Source organism: Crenothrix polyspora (assembly GCF_900163755.1).
Lineage (GTDB): Bacteria > Pseudomonadota > Gammaproteobacteria > Methylococcales > Methylomonadaceae > Crenothrix > Crenothrix polyspora.
This window is the reverse complement of sequence record NZ_FUKI01000014.1, coordinates 1-23,483: the sequence shown is the minus strand read 5'-3', so window position 1 is coordinate 23,483 and position 23,483 is coordinate 1. Positions and strand designations below refer to the sequence as shown.

Here is a 23,483-nt window from a genome sequence, read left to right as displayed (position 1 = left end):
GATGCTCGGATAAAATTGAAAAAGCTTTATCCGACACTTAAAGAGTGACTAAGTACTAGTACTTAGTCATTTTTACTTTGTCGAGTACTATAAAATACTCCGTTCGTCCTGAGCTTGTCGAAGGACTTGTGGTTCATGGTTCGACAAGCTCACCACGAACGGTTTTTTAAAATTCACACTCGCCAAAATAAAATTGACTGAGTACTAGTAGTCAGTCAACTTTATTCTGTCGGGTGTTACAAAGACCTACGAGGTTTTAAAAACCTCGTAGGTCTCACGCTGGTCAAAAATATACCCGACATATCAAGATTGACTGAGTACTAGCTAACAGCCGTGGCAAGTGGTGTAAGAGCGCACGCGTGTGTTAGAGGTTGATGCAGCAATATGGGCAGTGATTTAACCTATTATAACAAGGCTTATACTGGATAAAAATGTAAAAGCCGTCTACATTTGTAGTGTCTCATTGCATATTTTGGTTACCAACTTAACGCGGGATAAAAAATAATATCATTCAAGTAGGCTGGGCTGCCTGCTGTTTGGCAACCCAACATTTACAATGCTTTGAAAATGCTGGGTTGAGAAAAGTGTTCAACTCAACCTACATGTTGTCTCTTATTAAGCGGGTAGCTCATATTTGTATCAGTTGCCTTGTTAAATACTCTTACTATTTTGTAGCTTTCAATGAGCCACTATTTTTCTATTCGGCCTATCGCTGCCTTGCATTTAAGAGAGAAATTAAAATGATTAAACCGATTATTTCTATGAGTATTGTTTTATTAACCGGTATGATGAGTGAGACAATGGCCGCTTGCGCTACAGATTCTGCAAACTCTCAATATACCCAAGTAATTGGGGCGGCGGCATTAAGTAGCCTTTTGTCTGGTCGAACCGTTTGCGCTATGGCCAATGGCGAACAATGGCAGGAGTATCATAGTCCGAGTGCAGATTTAATTGATTATAAAAAAGGCCCTAACGATCCTGTTGATCCCTCAGAATTAGTCGGTACGTGGACTACAGTAGGAAGTACGGCGGCTAATTCCAAAGCTATTTACGATTACGATGCCAGCACTTTTTCTTATAAAGTTTGGCAAAACGGCACGCCACCTAATGCGACTTACGATTTTTGTAATGCAACAACAATAATCACTAATGCACAACTGGTGACGGGATCAAATGGGTGTCCGTAAGACAATATAACGCCAATATTGGCTGTGTAGTGGGTTATGACTAAATATTGTTTCTGTGCCGCTGTTGTGTATTTGATATTCGTCATCTACGGCAGTTTAGTGCCTTTAGATTACCAAAGCATACCTTGGCAACAGGCACGCGATAAATTTCATAATATTCCGTATCTTGCGTTAGGCATTGAGTCACGCGCGGATTGGATAGCTAATATTGTGTTGTATATGCCGTTGGCGTTTTTATGGACGATGCTGCTGGGTAATATGCGCTCTGTTGGACTGCGTGTTGTTTGGGCAATAATCGTTTTAAGTAGCTGTGTTGCTCTGGCGGTAGTTATTGAATTCTGTCAACTGTATTTCCCACCGCGTACGGTTTCCATCAATGATTTAATCGCGGAAGCTATAGGTACGGTGATGGGATTATTACTGGCTGCTACGCTTGGAAAGCACTGGGTTAAATTAATCAATAATTTAGCCTTGAGTGCGTTACCGAGTAGCCAAATGCTGATCGTATTGTATTTATCAAGTTATCTGGCAGTCAGTTTTTTCCCTTTTGATTTTGTGACTTCTTTTGCCGAATTAGATATTAAATTAGCCGGCAGTCAGGATGATATCTTTATGTCACTGGATATTTGCCAACACAATGCAGTGAGATGTGTGGTTAAGATTATTGTTGAAATACTGATTTTAATGCCAGTAGGTGCTTTGTTTTATAACTTACCACATGTAGCGCATAAACTGGCATTGGCGATATTAGTGGGATTTTTTCTGGGCATTTTTTCTGAACTAATACAACTGTTTCTATACTCCGGTATTGGCCAAGGTATTTCTATACTGACGCGTATGTTAGGCATGGGGCTTGGGGTTCGTGCCGCACAATGGTTAGAGCAACAAGATTGGCTGCATTGGCAAAAGCGCTTAAAACCTATGATTTTAATGCTGCTATTGCCTTATGTGTTACTGGTGTTTGTCATTAACGGTGGTATGGAAGGCGCGTGGCTGTCTGTGGATTTAGCCTATGCAAAACTGGCAGAAACACGCTTTATGCCGTTTTTTTATTTTTATTACACAACGGAGACAATCGCATTACTGAGTGTCATCAGTAACCTGGGACTTTACATACCGATAGGCTGTGCGTATTGCCTTTGGTATACACCTAAAGCCATCTCCTGGATTTGGGTAGGTATGGGCGCTGTTGTATTAGCCATTATGGTTGAAACTGAAAAATTATTTTTAGCAAATAAACATCCCGATCCGACCGATTTAGGTATTGCTTTTGTTGCTGCGGCTACAAGCTATGTTTTAATGAACAAAGCATTACACTGGCAACAGCAAGACACGTTGTCACTGACCTTAAAGCAGCGTTTTTAATGGGGTGGCCTAAGTGATAGAATGCGTCATTCAACCCGTTGCGCACTGGCCTAAAAGCTTACTGAAAATAGGCTATATTCGCTTAATTTTATCAATGATTTTAAGCGGAGGTATTGCTATTAGCGTCTGGTATTATCCACTTGCACCGTTAGCTTTAGCGGGATTTCTTGTGGTTTATAGCCGCTTATTATGTCGTTACCCAATGAGCTGGTTAATTTGCTTGCCGGCATTACTGCCTGTCATGGATTTTACGCCGTTAACAGGGCGATTTTTTTTTGATGAATTTGATTTAGTTGTTTTAACAACCGTCACCGTGCAACTTTGGCAACGGCCTACACAAAAATCTGCGCCGGTATTCAACGCAATAACGCGCCTTGTCTTCTGGCTATATGGTATTTTTTATGGCCTTAGTCTGCTAAGAGGCTTGCTGCCGTTTCAAAGTCTGGATGCTAATGCGTTCTCAAATTATTACAGTCATTATAATAGCTTAAGAGTTGGTAAAGGTGTGCTATGGGCAGGCTTATTACTGCCTGCACTACATCAGGCACTGGGGCATTATTCTAAAACCCGTGACTACTTATCGTACGGTATTTTAGTGGGTTTAACCGGTGTTATTAGCATTGCCATAGTGGAGCGATTTGTCTTTACCGGCGTGTTTGATTTTTCCAGTCAATACCGTATTAATGCGTTATTTTCAACAATGCACACCGGTGGCGGTCACATTGAATCGTACCTGATGCTCAGTCTGCCTTTTATTGCCTGGCTATTTGTTAATCCTTCTGCCTCAATCATAAGTTATTTGGCAGGGGGCTGTATTTTTGTTGCTGGGCTTTATGTGATATTAGTCACCTTTTCGCGTGGCGCTTATATCGGCTTTGTAACAGGATTTTTAGTATTGCTCGTGTGTTTACTTATACACTATAAAGGCAGTTTAAAGACCAACTGGAAACAATCAATAGGCGGTGGAGTATTACTATTGATAGTGCCACTGCTGGCTATGCCGGTTTTTCAGGGACAATTAATTAAGCAACGCTTTAGCATTTTTTCTGAAGATAAAGCCATACGAACCCAGCATTGGTTAGATGCCTTTGCCATGATGGATAGTTCACTGATAACGCAGCTACTGGGTATGGGGCTTGGCAGTTATCCGCGCACGTATTTTTGGTTAAATACCGAACATGTCGTTCCTGCGACCTATAAAATAGAAAACGAAGCGAATAATAATTATCTGCGTTTACGCAGTGGTGATGCGCTGTTTATGGGACAATCTATTAGCGTATTGCCGCACCGCCATTATCATTTACAGCTTGATGTGCGAACACCAGCCAATAACATGATTTTAAACGTAGCTGTTTGTGAAAAATCACTTATTTATGCGCTGCGTTGTACTGATACAGCCGTGCCGATTAAAGCGAATGACAATGGCAAGCTTTGGCAAACCTTGGAATATGATCTTAATACCGCTGAGCTTGGCGAAAAATCGGCCGCTATTGCTAACGGTTGGTTATCGCGTCCGGTTCAGTTGACGCTTGCTAACAGCAACGGTGTTGGCAAAATACTGGATACTGACAATATAAAACTTATCGATTCAGTGGGTAAAAATCAAATAATCAACGGTGATTTCTCAAAATCTCTGGATCATTGGTTTTTTACTACCGAAAAACATCATCCGTGGCATATTTTAAATCTCTGGGTACAGGTATTTTTTGATCAAGGCGGCCTAGGGTTTATCATATTTGCACTATTAATGCTGTTATGTGTTTACCATTTATGTAAAACCCTGCCAAAAAATTTATTTTCAATTATATTTTTAGCAGCGCTTTGCGCATTCAATGTCGTAGGCTGGGTAGACAGCCCTTTTGATGCGCCTCGAATAACGCTGTTATTTTGTTTAATCGTCATTTGCTCTGTTGCTGATATATTTCAGCCATCTACGATGCCATCAAAAAATGCTAACCTCAGTTAAAAAACCTAATTTTTTTGTAGCTTTATGAAGAAATCACGCTGTTTAGCGCTTCAGCTTAGCTTAATAATAAGCGGTATCATAATGGCGGTTTTTATACCCGCTCAAGCACAGGCTGAGGTATCGGTATTGCCCTCGGTGCTGGTGAAAATAAAACCCAGCATCGTCGCAGTAGGAACGTTTATGACTAAACGCAGCCCGCGTGCTCAGTTTTTAGGTACGGGTTTTGCGGTGCGTGATGGCAGCTTGGTTGTTACCAATGCTCATGTTGTAGCATCTGCCGTAGATACCGAGCATAAAGAAGAGCTAGCAGTTTTTTATCGGCTAGCTGATGTTGAAAAAAGCGTGTTAGCTAAACTGGTTGCATTAGACAGCGTACATGATGTCGCCATTTTAAAATTGCAGGATGCAAAATTACCCCCGCTAACACTGGGTAAGGCTAGCACGGTACAAGAAGGCCAGCAGTACGCATTTACGGGTTACCCCATGGGCATGGTTTTGGGTCTTTACCCTGTTACGCACCGGGGTATTGTTTCGGCAATTAGTCCTAATATTATTCCCGTGCTGAGTGCTTCACAAATCACGCCAAAATTGCTGAAAAATTTACAGCAGCCTTATAATGTGTTTCAGTTAGATGCCACGGCTTATCCAGGTAATAGTGGCAGTCCTTTATATAACAGCGAAACAGGTGAGGTGGTCGGTATTGTCAATAAAGTTTTCGTACAAGAGAGTAAAGAAAGCGCATTATCAAAACCCAGCGGTATTTCTTATGCTGTCCCTGTCGAGTATATTGAAAAATTATTGAATGAAAAAAATTTAAAATGATTTTTCTGAAAAAATACTGTTATTTTTGGTTATTTAGAGTAAAAACGTGATTCGTATTTTTCGCCATTATATTTCCAGAGCTTATTTATGGCTCATTATTATTGAAACGGGGCTGTTCTTTATTTCGATGTATTACGGCAGTAGTGTTCGATTTTTATTTACAGAATCTTGGTATACACAGGAAGATATTACTATTGCCAGTGTTATATTTTCACTGGCCATGACACTGTCTTGTTTGGGTTTTGGCTTATACAGACGCACACTGAGCTGGGATGACTATAATTTATTGGCACGAACGTTTGTTAGTTTTTGTTCTGGTATTTTTATAGTCGTTACTGTTTATTATTTAATACCTGATATTCTGATTGGTCGAAGCGTACTGATATATGCGGTAGGTTTGTCTTTTTTGGGCATGATGCTAACCCGACATTTATTTTATAAGTTTGCAAAATTAGATCAATTACAACGCCGTATTCTTGTGATAGGAAGTGGCTCAAGAGCCAATAAATTATTATCGCTGAATGAAGCTTTTATACATAAAGGCTTCAAAATAGTAGGCTGCATGTCGGTGCCTAATGAAAAATCCAAGGTTGATGACGAGTATTTAATCCAAGCTCAGCACAGTATTATTCAGGCTGCAATAAAATATAAGGTAGATGAAATAGTGATTGCACTTGACGATAACCGTAAACTTATGCCGATTAAAGAATTATTGCATGCTAAATTATCGGGATTTCCTATTCTGGATTCTATGGGGTTTTATGAACGTGAACAAGGGCTTATATCGCTGGATAATATTTATCCCAGCTGGCTGGTTTTTGCGGATGGTTTTTCGCAAGGTGGCTTAAGAGCTTTTCAGAAACGCGCTTTTGATCTCGTCTCAAGTGCTTTATTACTGGTTGTGTCTTGGCCAATTATAGTGTTAACCGCATTGGCCATTTATGTAGAAAGTGGTTTTAAAGGCCCCGTGTTGTATCGTCAAATACGCGTGGGCGAAAACGGTGTACCGTTTTATGTACTTAAGTTTAGAAGTATGAAAACGGATGCCGAAAAAAATGGCGCACAGTGGGCACAGCAAAAAGATGATCGAGTGACTAAGGTAGGTAGTTTTATCCGAAAATGTCGTATCGATGAATTACCACAAATATACAATGTGTTTAAAGGTGAAATGAGCTTTGTTGGGCCACGTCCAGAACGGCCTGAATTTGTTGAGAATTTTGAACAGAAAATAGCCTATTATCAAGAAAGACACCGCGTTAAACCAGGTATCACAGGTTGGGCGCAGTTATGTTACCCTTACGGAGCTAGTGAATACGATACCGTGCAGAAACTGCAATACGATCTGTATTACGTTAAAAATTACAGCATGTTTTTAGATTTTTCAATTATGTTGAATACCTTTGAAGTGGTGCTGTGGGGTAAAGGCGGAAGATAATCTGGTTAGCAGGCTATATTAAAACGCCCACTAAAGCGTTTTGCTTTGTGGGCGTTTTTTGTTTAAATAAGCAACTGGCTTTTATCTAGGTAGATCTGATGAGCCCATAAGATACTCATCCACCGCACGCGCCGCTTGCCTACCTTCGCGTATTGCCCACACCACCAACGATTGGCCACGACGACCATCCCCAGCAGCAAAGACTTTATCAATCGAGGTCTGATAATTCTTTTCAGTGGCTTTGATTTGGCCACGGCCATCACGCTCAACGCCCAGTTCTTGCAGTAAACCTTCATGTACCGGATGCACAAAACCCATCGCTAACAACACCAAATCGGCATCCAAGGAAAACTCTGAACCGACTTTTTCAGACATTTTCCATTGCCCGCCATCTTGTTTCCACTCCACTTCCACTGCATTCAGCTGGGTGACTTTACCCTCTGCGCCGGTCACGCTGCGGGTATTAACCGCCCAGCGCCGCTCACAGCCCTCGTCTTGAGACGACGAAGTACGCAGCTTGTTAGGCCATAATGGCCAGGTCATCAACTTGTTTTCTTTTTCCGGTGGCTTGGGCATAATTTCAATTTGCACTACAGATGCCGCACCTTGCCGGATTGACGTACCGATACAATCCGAACCGGTATCACCGCCACCAATAACAACAACACGCTTACCTTTGGCACTGATGGTTATGTCGTCAGCCACCGTGTCACCGGCAACGCGCTTGTTTTGCTGGCGCAAAAAGTCCATCGCAAAATACACGCCTTCCAGCTCATTACGGCCTGTTACTTCCAGGTCACGCGGTTTTTCAGAACCCACCGCCAAGACCACGGCATCAAAATCATCCATGATTTTTTGCACGGGGATCTCGGTACCAATATGGCTGTTTGGCCTGAACCTGACACCTTCGGCTTGCATTTGCGCGATACGCTGGTCGATCAAATGCTTTTCCATTTTGAAATCAGGGATACCGTAACGCAGCAAGCCACCGATACGGTCATTCTTTTCATACACCACCACCTCATGGCCAGCCCGCGCCAATTGTTGTGCGCTGGCTAGCCCCGCAGGGCCTGAACCGATGACGGCAACGCGTTTACCGGAGCGTTGCACGGGGATTTGCGGGGTAATCCAGCCCATCTCCCAGCCTTTGTCAATAATCGCGCATTCGATAGACTTGATGGTGACCGGCTGGTCGGTCAAGTTCAACGTACAGGCAGCTTCGCACGGGGCAGGGCAGATTCTTCCGGTAAATTCAGGGAAGTTATTGGTGCTGTGCAAAATCGACAGTGCCTGCTGCCAGTTGCCGCGATGCACCATTTCGTTCCAATCGGGAATGATGTTGTTGACCGGACAGCCATTATGGCAAAACGGGATGCCACAATCCATGCAACGTGCGCCTTGCTGACTGACTTCCGAATCTTCCGGTGTCAGAATAAATTCACGGTAATGCTTAATACGGTCACCGGCTGGCGTGTAGCGGCGCTCAGTGCGGGGAAATTCCATAAACCCTGTTGGTTTACCCATTTTTAATACCTTCTTGTAATAAACGGTTACGCAGTCGCGGATACTTGCAGTGCCTGGATTTGTTTGAGTGCCTCGCGGTAATCGACCGGCATAACCTTAACAAAACGTGGCAGATAGCTGTCCCAGTTGTCCAGAATGTGCTGGGCACGCGGACTGTTGGTGTAACGCTTGTGGTTTTGGATGAAATGCTTCAAACGACTGGCATCGTTGCGGGTCATGTCGCCCATTAAATTGACGCGGCCATGGGTTTCCATATCGCCGCCCTGGTGCGCCACCGATTCCAGCAAATCATCTTCAGCAGGGATAGGCTCAAGCTCCACCATCGCCATATTGCAACGGCGGCTGAAACTGCCGTCCTCATCCAGCACGTAAGCGATACCGCCGGACATGCCCGCCGCAAAGTTACGGCCTGTTGCGCCCAACACGATGACAACACCACCGGTCATGTATTCACAGCCATGATCGCCCACGCCTTCAACCACTGCAATGGCACCGGAGTTACGCACGGCAAAACGTTCGCCACCGATGCCGTTAAAATAACATTCACCGCTGACAGCACCGTATAATACAGTATTACCAACAATGATATTGTCTGCTGCGGTAATCGGGCAATCTTTAGGTGGGAAAATAGCAATGCGTCCACCACTCATGCCTTTGCCGACATAATCGTTGCCATCGCCTTCCAATTCTATGCTGATGCCTTGCGCCAAAAACGCGCCAAAACTTTGCCCTGCCGTGCCTTTGGTATGGATAGCAATAGTATCTTCCGGCAAGCCTTTATGGCCGTAGCGTTTGGCGACTTCACCAGACAGCATCGCGCCAAAAGTGCGGTTGATATTACGGATATCGATATTAATTTCGACTGGTTGACCCTTTTCCAGCGCCGGTTGCGCCTGCGCTATCAGTTGATGATCCAGTGCATGTTGCAAACCGTGATCTTGCAATTCGGTTTGGTACACAGCGGTGTTACCATCGGTTTCCGGTTTGTAGAAAATGCGACTAAAATCCAAGCCTTCAGATTTCCAATGGGCTAACGCCGGTTGCATATCCAGTTTGTCGGAGCGACCGATCATTTCGTTGATGGTTCTAAAGCCCAGTTTTGCCATCCATTGACGGACATCTTCGGCGACCAAAAAGAAGTAATTGACCACATGTTCAGGCTGGCCGGTAAAGCGCTTTCTCAGCTCAGGATCTTGGGTGGCAACACCAACCGGACAGGTGTTCAGATGGCATTTACGCATCATTAAACAGCCCGATACTATCAATGGCGCGGTGGCAAAACCAAATTCATCCGCACCCAGTAAGGCACCAATGACCACATCACGGCCAGTCCGCAAACCGCCATCCACCTGCACGGCAATACGGCCACGCAACTTGTTCAGCACCAGGGTCTGGTGGGTTTCGGCAAGACCTATCTCCCACGGCAAACCGGCGTGTTTAATGGATGTCATGGGGCTGGCACCGGTACCGCCATCGTAACCTGCAATGGTGACATGATCAGCATGGGCTTTGGAAACCCCCGCCGCAACCGTGCCGACACCGACTTCGGATACCAATTTAACACTGATACGCGCTTGTGGATTGACGTTTTTCAGGTCATGAATCAGCTGCGCCAAATCTTCAATCGAATAAATATCGTGATGTGGTGGCGGTGAAATCAAACCTACGCCTTGTGTGGAATGCCGTACTTTGGCAATCACCGCATCGACTTTATGGCCAGGCAACTGGCCGCCTTCACCGGGTTTTGCGCCCTGGCTGATCTTAATCTGGATATCGTCGGCATTAACCAAATATTCGGTGGTGACACCAAAACGCCCCGATGCGACTTGCTTAATCGCCGAACGCATGGAATCGCCGTTGGCCATCGGGGTAAAGCGTTCCGATAACTCACCGCCTTCGCCGGTATTGGACTTGCCACCGATACGGTTCATGGCAATCGCCAGATTGGTGTGCGCTTCGTAAGAAATCGAACCGAACGACATCGCACCGGTGGCAAACCGCTTGACGATACTGGCAGCGGATTCCACTTCATCCAATGGCACAGGCTCGGCGTTTTCCTTAAAAGTCATCAAGCCGCGCAAAGTGAGCAGCGTTTCGTTTTGCTCGTCGATCAGACGGCAAAAGTCATCGTACAATTCTTTGCTGTTGCTGCGGGTGGCGTGCTGCAACTTGCTGATGGTGGCTGGTGTCCAGGCATGGGCTTCACCTCGGATACGGTAAGCGTATTCGCCGCCCACATCCAAGGCATCACGGTATAACGGGGCATTGCCAAATGCCACGCGATGGCGGCGCACGGTTTCTTCGCTGATTTCTTTTAACGACACGCCTTCGGTGGTGCTGGTGGTGCCGGTAAAGTACTGGTCTAAAAACGGTTCGGCAAGGCCTATGGCATTAAAAATCTGTGCGCCACAATAAGACTGGTAGGTGGAAATACCCATCTTGGACATGACTTTTAAAATACCTTTAGCGGCCGCTTTGACATAGCGCTTATGGGCTTCGTACTCGCTAAGGTCAGTCAACACGGTTGTACACATGTTGGACAGCGTATCAAAGGCCAGATAAGGATTGATAGCTTCAGCACCGTAAGCTGCCAGCAGGGCAAAGTGGTGTACTTCACGGGCCTCGCCAGTTTCAATCACTAAACCCACTTGGGTACGCAAGCCTTCGTCGGTCAAAAAGTGATGCACCGCTGACGTTGCCAGCAAGGCAGGGATGGCAATATGGGTGCTGTCCATGTCTCGATCAGACAACGCCAGAATATTGTTGCCATCTTCCACCGCCTGTTTGGCGGCCTTGCACAGCTTGTCGATAGCGCCTTCCATGCCGCTTGCGCCCAAATCGGTCGGGTAGCACAGCGTCAAGGTTTTGGTTTTAAAGACACCGGCGGTGCGGGTTTCAATACGGCGGATTTTTTCCAGGTCTTGATTAGTTAAAATCGGGTGTTCGACTTCCAGGCGCATGTGGGTGCCGCCTTCATTCAAGCCTAATAAGTTAGGCCGTGGGCCGATAAACGATACCAGCGACATCACCAGCTCTTCACGAATCGGATCAATAGCAGGGTTAGTAACCTGCGCGAAACCTTGCTTAAAATAATCGTATAACATGCGCGGACGGTCGGACAGCACCGCTAACGCGGTATCGATACCCATAGAACTGATGGCTTCCTGGCCGGTTTGCGCCATTGGTTTCAGCAAAAACTGGATGTCTTCCTGGGTATAGCCAAACGCTTGCTGTCTATTCAGCAAGGTGTGGGCATCGGGAGCCATCGCCGATACTTCCGCAGGCAGTTTTGACAATAATATTTGGGTTTTATCCAGCCAATCGGCGTACGGATGGTGGTTAGCAAGCTCGGATTTTAGTTCAGCATCATCAATAATACGGCCTTGAACAGTATCGATCAGCAGCATTTTGCCTGGTTGCAAACGCCATTTTTTAATGATCTTGTGCTGGGGAATATCCAGCACACCCATTTCTGAGGCCATGATGACCATGTCATCATCGGTCACCAGATAACGGGCAGGACGCAAGCCATTACGATCCAAGGTCGCACCAATTTGGCAGCCATCGGTAAAGGCGACAGCGGCAGGACCGTCCCAAGGTTCCATCAGGGCAGCGTTGTATTCATAGAACGCCTGCTGTTTTTTGTCCATCAAATCGTTGCCCGCCCAGGCTTCTGGGATCAGCAACATCATGGCATGGGCTAGTGAATAACCACCGGCCACTAACAATTCCAGCGCATTGTCAAAGCAGGCAGAATCGGATTGGCCTTCGGCAATCAATGGCCAAAGCTTGTGGATGTCATCACCCAAAATTAATGACGATATGGAATGCCGACGTGCTGCCATCCAGTTAACGTTGCCGCGCAAGGTGTTGATTTCACCGTTATGGGCGATCATACGGAACGGGTGCGCCAAATCCCAGGTGGGGAAGGTATTGGTGGAAAAACGTTGATGCACTAAAGCCAGGGCGCTGGTCATCCGTTCGTCGCTCAATTCTGGATAGAACGAACCAACCTGATTGGCCAGCAACATGCCTTTGTAAACAATGGTGCGTGACGACAACGACGGCACATAGAAGAAATTGCCTTGTGTAAGGTTCAGCTCGCGGATAGCATTTTCAACTTGCTTGCGGATCACAAACAATTTGCGCTCAAAGGCGTTTTGATCAGCGCAGTTAGCACCCCGTTGGATAAAGATTTGCCCGACAAACGGCTCAACCGGTTTTACCGAATAACCAAGCTCGGTGTTGTTAACCGGCACGTCACGCCAACCCAGCAGTGTTGCGCCTTCTCGCGCTACAAAATCGTTAAAGATAGCCACGCAACGGGCGCGGTCATCGGCGTTACTGGGCAAAAACACCATGCCCACGGCATAATCGCCACTGGCGGGCAAACTGATGCTAAGCTTAGCGCATTCGTCTTTTAAAAATTGGTCAGGGATTTGCAATAAAATTCCCGCTCCGTCGCCCGCGCAAGGATCTGCGCCTACTGCGCCACGGTGGGTTAAGTTCGTAAGTAAATCCAATCCCTGACGTACAATTGTATGGCTCTTGTTGCCTTTTATATGAACAACGAAGCCGACTCCACACGCATCGTGCTCGTTGCGTGGATCATATAAACCTTGTCTGGATGGTAGATTACTTTGACTCATTGTCACCTCAAAAAGTATGTTACAAAAGGATTATTAATTTCCGATTAATAGCCCTCGCACTGCGCCTACGCTGATATTTGTTATCAACGTCCACTTCGCAGCAAAACCGCTAAATTATAAAGAGGACAGGGGGTTTTGTCACGCAGTGTTTTTGATTTGTAAACCCACCAGGTCTTATTAATCGACATCTTCTGTCATTTAAGGTATGAATTCACTGATAGGCAGAGTGATTTATGGTATCTTTAGCTCTGTTATTATCAATCGATTACTTATGAAAGAAGAATTTGATGTTGTCATCGTCGGCGGTGGCATGGTGGGTGCTGCGGTGGCTGCTGGCCTGGGCGGCAGCGACTTAAAAGTGGCGCTGGTAGAAAACCTGCAACCTGAAGCTTTTGCTGTCGATCAAGCCCATGACCTACGGGTTTCTGCGCTCAGCATCGCCTCAAAAAACATTATTGAGACGGTCGGTGCCTGGCAGGGCATTACCGAGCGACGTTTCTGCCCGTTTCGGCGTATGCGCGTCTGGGAAACCGCCGGTGACACCGAGTTTTGCAGTGACGATATCAACTATCAGGCATTAGGCTATATTGTAGAAAATCGAGTGACGCAATTGGCCTTGCTGGAACGTTTGCAAGCTTTTGCCAATGTAGAGGTGATGTGTCCTGCGCAGATTACTAAAATCCATTACAGTATTGGCGAAGACTCAAGCGTAGAACTGGACGATGGCCGCAGCCTGTCAACAAAAGTGTTAGTGGCGGCGGATGGTGGTCAATCCAAGGTGCGGCAAGCGGTAGGCTTAGGTGTCACCAGCTGGGATTATAAACAACATGCGTTAGTCATTTATGTCGAAACCGACTACGAACAACAGGATATTACCTGGCAACGTTTTGTAGCCACAGGGCCACAAGCTTTTTTGCCCCTAACGGGTCATTACGGATCTTTGGTTTGGTATCATAGCCCTGATGAAATTAGCCGGTTAAAAGCCTTGTCTGCCGATGAGTTTAAACACGCATTACAAACAGCGTTTCCAGACTGTTTGGGTAAAATCAAACGCGTTATCAGCATGGCGAGTTTTTCGCTAAAACGTCAGCATGCCCAAGATTACATCAAGCCAGGTGTTGCCCTGGTGGGCGATGCCGCGCATACCATTAACCCGTTGGCGGGGCAGGGTGCTAATATTGGCTTATTGGATGCAGCCGCGCTAGCAGAGGTGTTAATTGAAGCACATAAGAAAAATTTGCCACTAGGTGATATAGCAGTATTAAAGCGCTACGAAAAACTAAGACGGCATGAAAACCTCAAAATGATGACGGTGATGGATGTTTTCTATCAGGTTTTCAGTAATGACATCCTGCCGGTAAAAATATTGCGTAATTTAAGTCTAGGTTTGGCAGAGCGGGTATTACCGGCAAAAAATAAAATCATGCGTAATGCAATGGGCTTGGAAGGTAATTTACCTAAATTGGCGCGAGGTGTTGCTATACTTTAGCTGTGTACTTGTATTGCGGCTAAAGCCGCTCTCAAACATACGTTAGGCCACCACAATACACTGTTGACTTGCGTTAGTTTTCACTAAAACCCGTAAAAAAACACAGTATGAAAAACAAAAAATTCTATATTTCAAACAATTTGTTGTCAGCATTACGATTACTGGTGGTAGCTCTATTGTTTTCAATGGCATGCACCGTTACAGCGGGGAATCGTCCATTCCCCCAGCATACAACTTACACTGTCGGCTCCATCAAGCCCAACAATGTAACCCAAGCTGCGATGGATAACACCGTTAAAAGCATGTGGAGTGCATGGAAAACCAATTATTTAATGCCTGCAGGTGCCGGAAAATATTATGTGCAATATAATCCGGCTGGAGAAACGGTTTCCGAAGCACACGGCTATGGCATGCTTCTCACCGTTCTCATGGATGGCGCTGATGTTAATGCCAAAACCTATTTCGACGGTTTGTATAATTACTACAAAGCACACCCGAGCGCATTCAACCCTTACCTCATGTCGTGGAAACAAAACAGTTTGTTTCAGGACGTTGAAGGCAATGATGCCGCGACTGACGGCGATATGGATATTGCTTACGCCTTGCTGCTGGCCGACAAACAATGGGGCAGCACTGGCACAATTAATTATCTGACTGCGGCAAAAAATCACATCAACGCCATCATGCTAAACGAAGTGAATCAAAGCAATTGGACGTTACGTCTTGGCGATTGGGCGACTGTCGGTTCGTATAGTAAGGCCACACGTTCTTCTGATTTCATGCTAAATCACCTCAAACGCTTTCAAGTAGCAACTGGCGATTTAAAATGGAAGAATGTTACAGACAAAACCTATTCGATCATTAACACGATTTATAACAATAATTCTTTATCAACCGGATTGATGCCCGATTTTGTCGTTCTTTCGACGGCGGGTGTTTACAAACCGGCTGGCAGCAATTTTTTTGAAAGCGCCAATGATGGCAAATATTACTGGAATGCCTGCCGTACACCCTGGCGTATAGCAACCGATTATCTTCTAACTGGTGATACCCGAGCTCTGCCTCAGCTACAAAAAATGAATAGCTGGATCAAGACTAAAACGCTTAATAATCCAGCCAATGTTAAAGCCGGTTATGGCCTGGGCGGTGCAGCACTTGTCACCTATGCCGATAACGCATTCACAATTCCATTCGGTGTTAGTGCAATGGTTGATTCCACCAACCAAACCTGGCTCAACGCCATTTGGGCACGCGGTGCAACCAGTGGCACTGAAATATACTATACAGACAGTATCAAAATTCTTTCAATGATCGTCATGTCGGATAACTGGTGGGCACCTTAATCAATATGCGAGTTTAACGGCTGTGCATAGTTTAACTGCCCAGTGCGTTCAAGTGCGACGGCCTTACTGGGCTTTTTTTAAAATTAGGGTTTATTAAAATTTAGTGGCGTTGCTTATTTTCCAAAAGGCTGCGTCTTAATGCAACGTTAAACTGTTCAAATCACTATTAATCAGCGAGAAAAACAATGAGTAATGTTTTTAGTTTTACCGGCACAGTCGGCAAGGATTCAGAAGTCAGGTACGCGCCGACTGGCATGGCGGTACTGAACGTAAGTGTAGCCAACAACGTAGGTTTTGGTGATAAGCAACAAACCTTATGGGTTAATGTCGTTTTGTTTGGCAAACGCGCGGAAGGACAATTGGCGACCTATTTAAAAAAAGGTCAACAAGTATTTATATCTGGTGAGCTGACACAAAGAGAATACAAAACCAATGACGGCACAACACGAACCAGCCTGGAGCTTGTCGCTAATATTATCGATTTAGTTGGTAAAAAGAACGAATCTGGCCAAGGGCAGCAAACGTATTCAGCACCAGCGCCGCCGCAGTATGCACCAGCAGCACCTGCGCAAAGTCGTGATAATTTTGATGCACCTTATGACGATGACATTCCGTTCTAAAATAAATTCTGTAATTAAAGCTATAATTAAGGAGCGTGTGTTAAATAAAGCAGCTATTTATTGAAGCATTTACACGTTCCTAAGTTTTATTGAGTATTGATATCATTACGATAAAGCTTTCTTTAAATTAAAACGGGATGTTTTAATTATATGTTAATAAAAAATAAAAAAACGTGCGCTACAAAAACATTGTCGAGTGATGTAAAAACAGATCAGCATGAGCCGGTATATAACAGTTTTGAGGGTATTTTTAACTTAGCGCCCATCGGTTATTTGGTGTTAGATAAAGAGGGAATTATCCAACACGTTAATGCCGAAGCAAGTCGATTAATGGCAAGGACTGCGCATCAATTAATCAATAAAAAAATGGATGATTTTATTAATCCAATTGATCACACTAGCTATCATTTTTTTATTAGAAATTTTACTGAACAACAAACCAGTCGAACTTTAGAAGTGCGATTGAAAAAAGAATGTAGTCCACTAACCCATCTTGAATGCCGTGCCAGTATTGGGGGGGAAAATAGCGTAGTTTTGTTAACCATCAGTGACATTACCACGCGCAGACAGGCAGAAGATGCAATTGTTTATCACCATGAATCGCTGTCAGAAAAAGTGCGTCATCAGTTATTGGAGCGGGAGGCCAAGTTAAATGCTATTTTTAATGCATCCATAGAAGGCATTGTCACTATTGATACGACAGGAACAATTGTTTCGGTAAACAGTGCTATTAAAACTATTTTTGGCTATACCGAAACCGAGTTAGTTAAAAACAATATTGATCAATTACTGCCACTGTTAAAGCAAAAAAGACGATCACGGTATTTAAAAAATAAACTGCACATATTTGTCGCGGTTTTTGTGGGTAAAATTCAAGAAGTGCAGGGCATGCATAAAGACGGTTCTATTTTGTTACTGGACTTGTCTATCGTGCAATATTCAATCGATGAAATAAATTATTTCACAGGTATTGTGCGCGATGTAAGCTTGCGTAAACAGCAAGAACAGCAAAATAAAGAGCATTTGGAAAAACTAGCACATGTAACCCGCCTAGGTGTTATGGGGGAAATGGCCTCTGGTATTGCACACGAAGTTAATCAGCCGCTGACAGCTGTCGTTAATTATACGCAAGTGTGTTTGCGCTACATAGATACACAACAACCCGACTTAATTAAACTCAGCGAGGTGTTGCATAAAACCCATCATCAAGCACTAAAAGCCGGGCAGATAATACACAGTATGCGTGAATTTGTAAAACCGCGAAAAATACACCGTGCTACGGCGAATATCAACAGCTTAATCTACGAGGCGATCAGTTTATTAGACGCAGATCTTAAACAATACAGTATTAAATTAAGTTTTGAACTAGAAAAAAACCTACCTCTTGTCTATATTGATACTGTACAAATTGAACAAGTTATTATCAACTTAATTAGGAACAGCACCGATGCTTTGCGTGATTTGCCACCAAGAGAGCTACGTCTTTTGTCTATACAAACGCATTTAAATAAGCAAAACTACATAGAAATCAAGGTTAAAGACAATGGTTCTGGGTTAAGTGATGAACAGCGTGAAAAAATATTAACACCTTTTTATACAACAAAATCAACAGGCATGGGTATGGGGCTGTCAATCAGCCGGTCATTAGTAGAAGCACATGAAGGTGCGTTACATTTCAATTCAAAACAGAATAAAGGCACTACTTTTTATTTTACGTTACCCGTATGGAAACACATTAATGATCAAAAATGAGCCACATTCTTTAGTTTATTTAGTCGATGATGAATTTGCAATACGCGATTCTTTGACACTGTTAATTGAATCTACAGGACAATCTATTAAAAGCTTTGATTGCGCCGATGCTTTTTTATTAAACTACAATGCCGCATTACCGGGCTGTTTGTTACTGGATGTCAGAATGCCAATAATGGATGGCCTAGAGCTTCAGGAAGAGTTAATAAGAAGAAATATTTCCATTCCCATTATATTTATCAGTGGTAACGCAGATATTCCAGATTCAGCCAAAGCATTTAGAGCCGGAGCTGTCGATTTTCTGGAAAAGCCTTTTGATAGTAATGTGTTACTGGCACGTATTGCCGAAGCTATTAAAAAAGATGTCGACCACAGACGCAGTTTGGTTGAAACACGTAAATTACAAGAACGGCTTAATTACTTAACCGAACGTGAAAAAGAAGTATTGTGTTTAATTGTCAGTAGCTATTCTAATAAAGAAGCGGCTAAGGCGTTAGATATTAGCAAGCGTACGATAGACATACACCGTGCGCATATCATGGAAAAAATGCAGGCCGAAAATATCGCTGAATTAATTATGATGGCGATGCAATGTGAAGTGATAGGTAGAAATTTACATTGAGGAAATAAAGTCAATGATAGTGTATGACCGACACTATTGAATTGCATATTATCAACCGCCACTATTTAACATAATATAGACCATACGCAATAATATAATCCAAAAATAAAACTTACGAGGCTTTTAAAGCCCCGCAGCTTAACGCTCTATTGCGGATTAGCTAACTCAAAAAACAGCCCTGTCATAGTGTTATTTTTAAGATACGTGGCAGTAGACCATTGAATATGGTATTGATTGGTTTTACGTAAATCGTTATCAATAAACACAGCGCCTCTTACACTGGATAAAGCCATATTAACGTTGTATAACACAGATTCGATAATAGTGGCACGATACAAATTCGCTTTAAAAAACGATGCACTAATGCCTTGAAACTTATGCAGTGACGCATAATTAAAAACAGCAGCATCAAAGTTTGAATCTTGTGCGTTAGCAAAATCCAGCACGGCCATTTTAAAATTACCGTTAGAAAAACGCCCAGATAAAACAGCGCGCGTCAAATCAGTCCGTTCAAAATTGGAGCCTGCTGCATTAACATTTTGAAACACAAAGCCACGCATATTAGTTCGACTAAAATTAGTTTTTAGAGCCAATCCTTTAATAGTGGCACCGGTTAAATCACAGCCAGAAAAATTAGCGCCTGAAATATCCCCTTCAAAGCTGGCGAATTTTAAATCTTTGCGTCCAACAAAGCTTTTACCACGGTAATCGCCTACAAATTTTTTATGCTCAACCGCTGGTGCAGCCACAGCAACTCTAACAACTGATAACGACAGTAACACAACAAAAATTTTTTTCATAAAATGCACCCCTAAAATAATTACTCACTTGGCATTAGAAGGCTGTTCAAATATCTCTGCCAAGAAATTTTGCATAGTTTGCCAAGCGCGTTTATCGGCTTCTGCCTGATAGTAAAAACCAGTGGAATAGTCATTAAGCGCCGGGTTAGTAAAGGCATGCCCGGTATTACCGTAAGTATGTAACTGCCAATCTGCGCCGCTTACGCTCATTTCCTGCATAAAAGCTAACATATCAGCAAGGGGTGCCAGTGGGTCATTATTGCCTTGCAACACGAGGATTTTCGCTTTAATCGCTTGAGTTTTAAGCTCTTCCGGCGCATGTAACATGCCATGAAAACTTACCACACCTTTTAAATCAATGCCAGAACGTGCCAAATCCAGCACACACAAGCCACCAAAACAAAATCCAATAGCCGCCATAGTATGGCTATCAACCCAAGGCATTAGCTTGGCGTTGCGGTAAGCCGCCATGAGTCGTCGACGCAATAATAATCTATCGTTTACAAAAGGTTGCATGAGTAGCGCATTTTCTTCGGCACTGGATCCTAGCACGCCTTTACCATAAATATCGACGGCAATGCCGACATAGCCCAGCTCTGCAATTTTTTTGGCTTTTTCGATGACAAAGTTATCGCGACCTGCCCAGGTAGGATGAATTAAAACCGCTGGTCGGTAGCCGACAATTGCATCATCAAAAGCAACCACAGCTTCTAATAAGGTTTCGCCGTCGCGGTAGTGTGCTGTTTGTGTGATTATCGCCATACTGTGATTTCTCTGTTATGTGGAGTGATTATTTAACGCGATCTGTTTTTTGCACATGCGCTAAAAAACCTAACGATGCCGCTTCTATCATATCTAAGACTTTCTCAAAACCGTATTTACCGCCATAATACGGATCGGGTACTTCGCGGGTAGCTAATTGTGGGGCATAATCAAGAAAATAGTGTATTTTATTTTTATACTGTTCAGGGCACTGCATTATTAAATTTGCATAATTATCATCATCCATTACTAATATAAAGTCGAAATTTACAAAATCTTCGCGATTAACTTTACGTGCGCGTAAATGCGCCAGCGTAACACCGCGATCATTGGCGGCTTTTTGTGAGCGTAAATCAGGCGCATCACCAATGTGATAAGCATGGGTTCCCGCTGAATCAATCAGAAAATATTTATCGACATGCTTGTCTTTAATAAGCTTAGCAAACACACCTTCAGCGGTAGGTGATCTGCAAATATTACCCATACAGACAAAAAGTACACTGGTTTTGATCATGGTGTCCTTGTTAAAAAATAGCATTGTGTTGAATGTAAGAATCTATTGTAACGCGTAGTATTCGAAAAAAAACATTAGCTGCCAGCAAAAAACTGACACATTTTTGTCGTTAGAGCCTAGGGCTAACAGATGGAATCAGGTATAGCTGATTTTTTCAAGCTTAATGTAAATTATACAATTATTGATCTATAATCATGTTTCTAATATTAATTATTTTTAGGTTGTTTAATGTCTGCCGTTATGGAAGAAAAAACGTTTCGTGGTTTGCGCGAAGTCGCTGTATTTGGTCTTGTTGCTGGTGCAGTGTTTTTTTTAATTTCTTTATGCACGTTCAGTATTGAAGATGCTGGCTGGACACACAGCGGCAGTACTCAAATTGTCCATAACGCGTGTGGCGTATTGGGAGCGTGGCTTGCTGACTTTTGCCTTAGTTTTTTTGGCTTGATTGCCTATTTATTTCCAGTACTGTTTTTTTGGCACGGGTATTTACTGTACACACAAAATAAAAAAATCAAAACCAGCCTCTGGTTCGCACTGCCTTGGCTAGGCTCACTGATTTCTATTATTAGTGCAACCGCTTTGTTATCGTTGTATTTTTTACGTATTGGCATTGAGCTTCCTGACAGCACTGGCGGAATTATTGGTCGTGAAGTTGGCGATAAGCTTTTCTTTTATATGGGTAATTCTGGTGCAACATTATTGCTGATTGTAATAGTGTTAGCAGGAGTAACCTTAATGACGGGACTGTCTTGGGTAAATTGTATTGATTTTATTGGTCGATATTCATTATCCGTTTGCCGTAAAGTGACAGCAATAGTTAAAGTGTATTGGCAGCAGCATTTACACGCGCCCGCTCATACAGCGCCCTCCCTCCCCTCGGCAAACAAACAGAAAAAACCAGAAAAAAAACCCCCTATCAAGTTGTCAATACTGTCAACGATTACACCGCCGAGTGTTGAGAAGTTTGTAGAAAAATTTGTCAGCAAACCGATAGAAAAAGACAGTCTTACTAAGCCATTAAAAAAACAACTGCGTGCTAAATTTGGCACTGCTAAATCGGTATTGCCATCTTTAGAACTACTTGACAATCGAGATACACGCGTTAGAGGCTATACACAAACGGAATTGGAAGCGATGTCGCGTTTGGTGGAAGCCATTCTTGCTGATTTTAATGTTACCGTAATGGTAGTGGGCTTTCATCCAGGCCCTGTTATTACCCGCTTTGAGTTACAGCCCGCACCGGGTGTCAAAGTCAGTCGTATCAGTTCGTTGTCTAAAGATTTAGCACGGGCGTTATTGGTTACTAGCGTGCGTATTGTTGAAATTATTCCAGGCAAATCGGTGGTGGGTTTAGAAATTCCTAACCAAGAGCGAGAAATGGTGACTTTACGCGAGCTATTGGTTTCTGCGCCGTTTGAAAAAGCAAAATCGTTACTCACCTTAGCTATGGGTAAAGATATTTCCGGTACGCCTATGGTGGCTGATCTTGGTAAAATGCCGCACGCACTGGTGGCAGGAACCACCGGTTCGGGGAAATCGGTTGCTATCAACACCATGATTTTGAGTTTGCTATACAAAGCTACTCCAGAACAAGTGCGCATGATTATGATCGACCCAAAAATGTTAGAGTTGTCGGTATACGAAGGTATTCCGCATTTGTTAACGCCGGTAGTGACCGATATGAAGGAAGCCAGCAACGCCTTACGTTGGGCGGTTGGCGAAATGGAACGCCGTTATAAGCTAATGTCCAAGATGGGGGTTAGAAATCTGGCAGGTTTTAATCAATTGATTGAGGATGCTGCCGCGCGTGGTGTAGCGATTCGTGATCCGATGTTTCAAATAAGCGGTATGGCGCTGGAAGATGGCGACGAATACCCAACCTTATCAACCTTACCCAGCATCGTTATTGTTATCGACGAATTAGCCGATATGATGATGATTGTTGGTAAAAAAGTTGAAGAGCTGATCGCACGATTAGCACAAAAAGCCCGTGCCGCCGGCATTCATTTAATTTTAGCCACGCAACGTCCTTCGGTGGATGTGTTAACGGGTCTGATTAAAGCCAACGTACCGACGCGTATTTCTTTTCAGGTGTCATCACGTATTGATTCGCGGACTATTTTAGATCAGGGTGGAGCCGAAACTTTGCTAGGGAACGGCGATATGCTGTTTTTGCCATCGGGCACTAGCATTCCCATTCGCGCACACGGCGCATTTGTCGATGACCATGAAGTTCACCGTGTGGTTGAATTTTTAAAACAAACCGCGCCGCCTAATTATCTGGAAGACATTACCCGTGAAGTATCTGACAGTAATGACGGTTATAGCATGGGCGGTAATGCCAGCAGTAGTGCTTCTGACGCTGATTCGCTGTACGATCAGGCTGTTGCCTTTGTGACAGAAACCCGCAAAGCGTCTATTTCCAGTGTGCAGCGCAAATTTAAAATTGGTTATAACCGTGCCGCCACTATGATTGAAGAAATGGAAGCTGCCGGTATTGTCAGTGCTGCCGAAACTAACGGTGCGCGCGTGGTATTAGCCCCGCCGCCAGTCAGAGACTAGTATTTCAGCTCTCTGTACATGACAAAAAATTATAGCGATTGGCAACATTGTTTTAAATCAATAAATTGAAG

The 23,483-nt window shown here is 43.9% G+C and carries 16 protein-coding genes; 11 read left to right on the top strand and 5 right to left on the bottom strand.

The window, feature by feature from the left end; translation table 11 throughout:
• The first annotated feature begins 740 nt into the window (after positions 1-740).
• The 5 genes from CRENPOLYSF2_RS01070 to CRENPOLYSF2_RS01050 all read left to right on the top strand — a co-directional run bounded on the left by CRENPOLYSF2_RS01070 (position 741) and on the right by CRENPOLYSF2_RS01050 (position 6,775).
• Entirely contained in the window at positions 741-1,187 is a 447-nt protein-coding gene (locus CRENPOLYSF2_RS01070; protein WP_087142120.1) for a hypothetical protein, read from the top strand.
• 36 nt (positions 1,188-1,223) lie between these two features.
• Positions 1,224-2,552, top strand: coding sequence for a VanZ family protein (locus CRENPOLYSF2_RS01065; protein ID WP_087142119.1), 1,329 nt, complete (start codon positions 1,224-1,226; stop codon positions 2,550-2,552).
• Between the two features lie 13 nt (positions 2,553-2,565).
• Positions 2,566-4,518: an O-antigen ligase family protein gene (locus CRENPOLYSF2_RS01060; protein ID WP_087142118.1), complete on the top strand. Its 1,953-nt coding sequence runs from the start codon at positions 2,566-2,568 to the stop codon at positions 4,516-4,518.
• Positions 4,519-4,599: 81 nt separating this feature from the next.
• Positions 4,600-5,340, top strand: a complete 741-nt coding sequence (locus tag CRENPOLYSF2_RS01055) for a S1C family serine protease (RefSeq protein ID WP_245807845.1) — start codon at positions 4,600-4,602, stop codon at positions 5,338-5,340.
• A gap of 46 nt (positions 5,341-5,386) precedes the next feature.
• A complete protein-coding gene (locus tag CRENPOLYSF2_RS01050; RefSeq protein ID WP_087142116.1) occupies positions 5,387-6,775 on the top strand; it encodes a TIGR03013 family XrtA/PEP-CTERM system glycosyltransferase in 1,389 nt (462 codons plus the stop codon).
• Positions 6,776-6,856: 81 nt separating this feature from the next.
• On the opposite strand, the gene CRENPOLYSF2_RS01045 is transcribed toward CRENPOLYSF2_RS01050, so the two are convergent.
• Both CRENPOLYSF2_RS01045 and gltB read right to left on the bottom strand, forming a co-directional pair.
• Positions 6,857-8,299 carry a glutamate synthase subunit beta gene (locus tag CRENPOLYSF2_RS01045; RefSeq protein ID WP_087142115.1) on the bottom strand — a complete coding sequence of 481 codons (1,443 nt, stop codon included), beginning with the start codon at positions 8,297-8,299 and terminating at the stop codon, positions 6,857-6,859.
• A gap of 26 nt (positions 8,300-8,325) precedes the next feature.
• Complete coding sequence (gltB, locus tag CRENPOLYSF2_RS01040; protein ID WP_087142114.1) at positions 8,326-12,948, bottom strand: glutamate synthase large subunit; 4,623 nt, start codon at positions 12,946-12,948, stop codon at positions 8,326-8,328.
• 271 nt (positions 12,949-13,219) lie between these two features.
• Between gltB and CRENPOLYSF2_RS01035 the strand changes: the two genes are divergently transcribed.
• From CRENPOLYSF2_RS01035 to CRENPOLYSF2_RS01015, 5 genes are all read left to right on the top strand, one after another.
• Positions 13,220-14,437 carry an FAD-dependent monooxygenase gene (locus CRENPOLYSF2_RS01035; RefSeq protein ID WP_087142123.1) on the top strand — a complete coding sequence of 406 codons (1,218 nt, stop codon included), beginning with the start codon at positions 13,220-13,222 and terminating at the stop codon, positions 14,435-14,437.
• Positions 14,438-14,544: 107 nt separating this feature from the next.
• Complete coding sequence (locus tag CRENPOLYSF2_RS01030) at positions 14,545-15,780, top strand: family 8 glycosyl hydrolase (protein WP_217884045.1); 1,236 nt, start codon at positions 14,545-14,547, stop codon at positions 15,778-15,780.
• A gap of 185 nt (positions 15,781-15,965) precedes the next feature.
• Positions 15,966-16,400, top strand: coding sequence for a single-stranded DNA-binding protein (locus tag CRENPOLYSF2_RS01025; protein WP_087142113.1), 435 nt, complete (start codon positions 15,966-15,968; stop codon positions 16,398-16,400).
• Positions 16,401-16,550: 150 nt separating this feature from the next.
• On the top strand, positions 16,551-18,152 hold the full coding sequence (locus tag CRENPOLYSF2_RS01020) for a PAS domain-containing sensor histidine kinase (protein ID WP_087142112.1): 1,602 nt from the start codon (positions 16,551-16,553) through the stop codon (positions 18,150-18,152).
• The gene (locus CRENPOLYSF2_RS01015) at positions 18,139-18,774 is read left to right on the top strand and encodes a response regulator transcription factor (protein WP_087142111.1); all 636 of its coding nucleotides are present in this window, start codon (positions 18,139-18,141) and stop codon (positions 18,772-18,774) included. The genes CRENPOLYSF2_RS01020 and CRENPOLYSF2_RS01015 overlap by 14 nt, the downstream gene beginning before the upstream one ends.
• A 146-nt stretch (positions 18,775-18,920) precedes the next feature.
• On the opposite strand, the gene CRENPOLYSF2_RS01010 is transcribed toward CRENPOLYSF2_RS01015, so the two are convergent.
• From CRENPOLYSF2_RS01010 to CRENPOLYSF2_RS01000, 3 genes are read right to left on the bottom strand one after another with little or no spacing between them, the layout of a single operon-like run.
• Positions 18,921-19,574: a pentapeptide repeat-containing protein gene (locus CRENPOLYSF2_RS01010; protein WP_087142110.1), complete on the bottom strand. Its 654-nt coding sequence runs from the start codon at positions 19,572-19,574 to the stop codon at positions 18,921-18,923.
• A gap of 24 nt (positions 19,575-19,598) precedes the next feature.
• The gene (locus CRENPOLYSF2_RS01005) at positions 19,599-20,336 is read right to left on the bottom strand and encodes a dienelactone hydrolase family protein (RefSeq protein WP_087142109.1); all 738 of its coding nucleotides are present in this window, start codon (positions 20,334-20,336) and stop codon (positions 19,599-19,601) included.
• Positions 20,337-20,364: 28 nt separating this feature from the next.
• Positions 20,365-20,850, bottom strand: a complete 486-nt coding sequence (locus tag CRENPOLYSF2_RS01000; protein WP_087142121.1) for a low molecular weight protein-tyrosine-phosphatase — start codon at positions 20,848-20,850, stop codon at positions 20,365-20,367.
• A 228-nt stretch (positions 20,851-21,078) separates the two neighbouring features.
• Here CRENPOLYSF2_RS01000 and CRENPOLYSF2_RS00995 point away from each other — a divergent pair, with 228 nt between their 5' ends.
• The gene (locus CRENPOLYSF2_RS00995; protein WP_245807844.1) at positions 21,079-23,412 is read left to right on the top strand and encodes a DNA translocase FtsK; all 2,334 of its coding nucleotides are present in this window, start codon (positions 21,079-21,081) and stop codon (positions 23,410-23,412) included.
• Positions 23,413-23,483 lie beyond the last annotated feature (71 nt).

Coding starts and splice junctions, on each gene's coding strand:
- CRENPOLYSF2_RS01010 (WP_087142110.1), bottom strand. CDS start 19,574: ATGAAAAAAATTTTTGTTGTGTTACTGTCGTTATCAGTTGTTAGAGTT.
- CRENPOLYSF2_RS01065 (WP_087142119.1), top strand. CDS start 1,224: ATGACTAAATATTGTTTCTGTGCCGCTGTTGTGTATTTGATATTCGTC.
- CRENPOLYSF2_RS01035 (WP_087142123.1), top strand. CDS start 13,220: ATGAAAGAAGAATTTGATGTTGTCATCGTCGGCGGTGGCATGGTGGGT.
- CRENPOLYSF2_RS01005 (WP_087142109.1), bottom strand. CDS start 20,336: ATGGCGATAATCACACAAACAGCACACTACCGCGACGGCGAAACCTTA.
- CRENPOLYSF2_RS01025 (WP_087142113.1), top strand. CDS start 15,966: ATGAGTAATGTTTTTAGTTTTACCGGCACAGTCGGCAAGGATTCAGAA.
- CRENPOLYSF2_RS01045 (WP_087142115.1), bottom strand. CDS start 8,299: ATGGGTAAACCAACAGGGTTTATGGAATTTCCCCGCACTGAGCGCCGC.
- CRENPOLYSF2_RS01015 (WP_087142111.1), top strand. CDS start 18,139: ATGATCAAAAATGAGCCACATTCTTTAGTTTATTTAGTCGATGATGAA.
- CRENPOLYSF2_RS01055 (WP_245807845.1), top strand. CDS start 4,600: ATGGCGGTTTTTATACCCGCTCAAGCACAGGCTGAGGTATCGGTATTG.
- CRENPOLYSF2_RS01030 (WP_217884045.1), top strand. CDS start 14,545: ATGAAAAACAAAAAATTCTATATTTCAAACAATTTGTTGTCAGCATTA.
- CRENPOLYSF2_RS01000 (WP_087142121.1), bottom strand. CDS start 20,850: ATGATCAAAACCAGTGTACTTTTTGTCTGTATGGGTAATATTTGCAGA.
- gltB (WP_087142114.1), bottom strand. CDS start 12,948: ATGAGTCAAAGTAATCTACCATCCAGACAAGGTTTATATGATCCACGC.
- CRENPOLYSF2_RS00995 (WP_245807844.1), top strand. CDS start 21,079: ATGTCTGCCGTTATGGAAGAAAAAACGTTTCGTGGTTTGCGCGAAGTC.
- CRENPOLYSF2_RS01020 (WP_087142112.1), top strand. CDS start 16,551: ATGTTAATAAAAAATAAAAAAACGTGCGCTACAAAAACATTGTCGAGT.
- CRENPOLYSF2_RS01070 (WP_087142120.1), top strand. CDS start 741: ATGATTAAACCGATTATTTCTATGAGTATTGTTTTATTAACCGGTATG.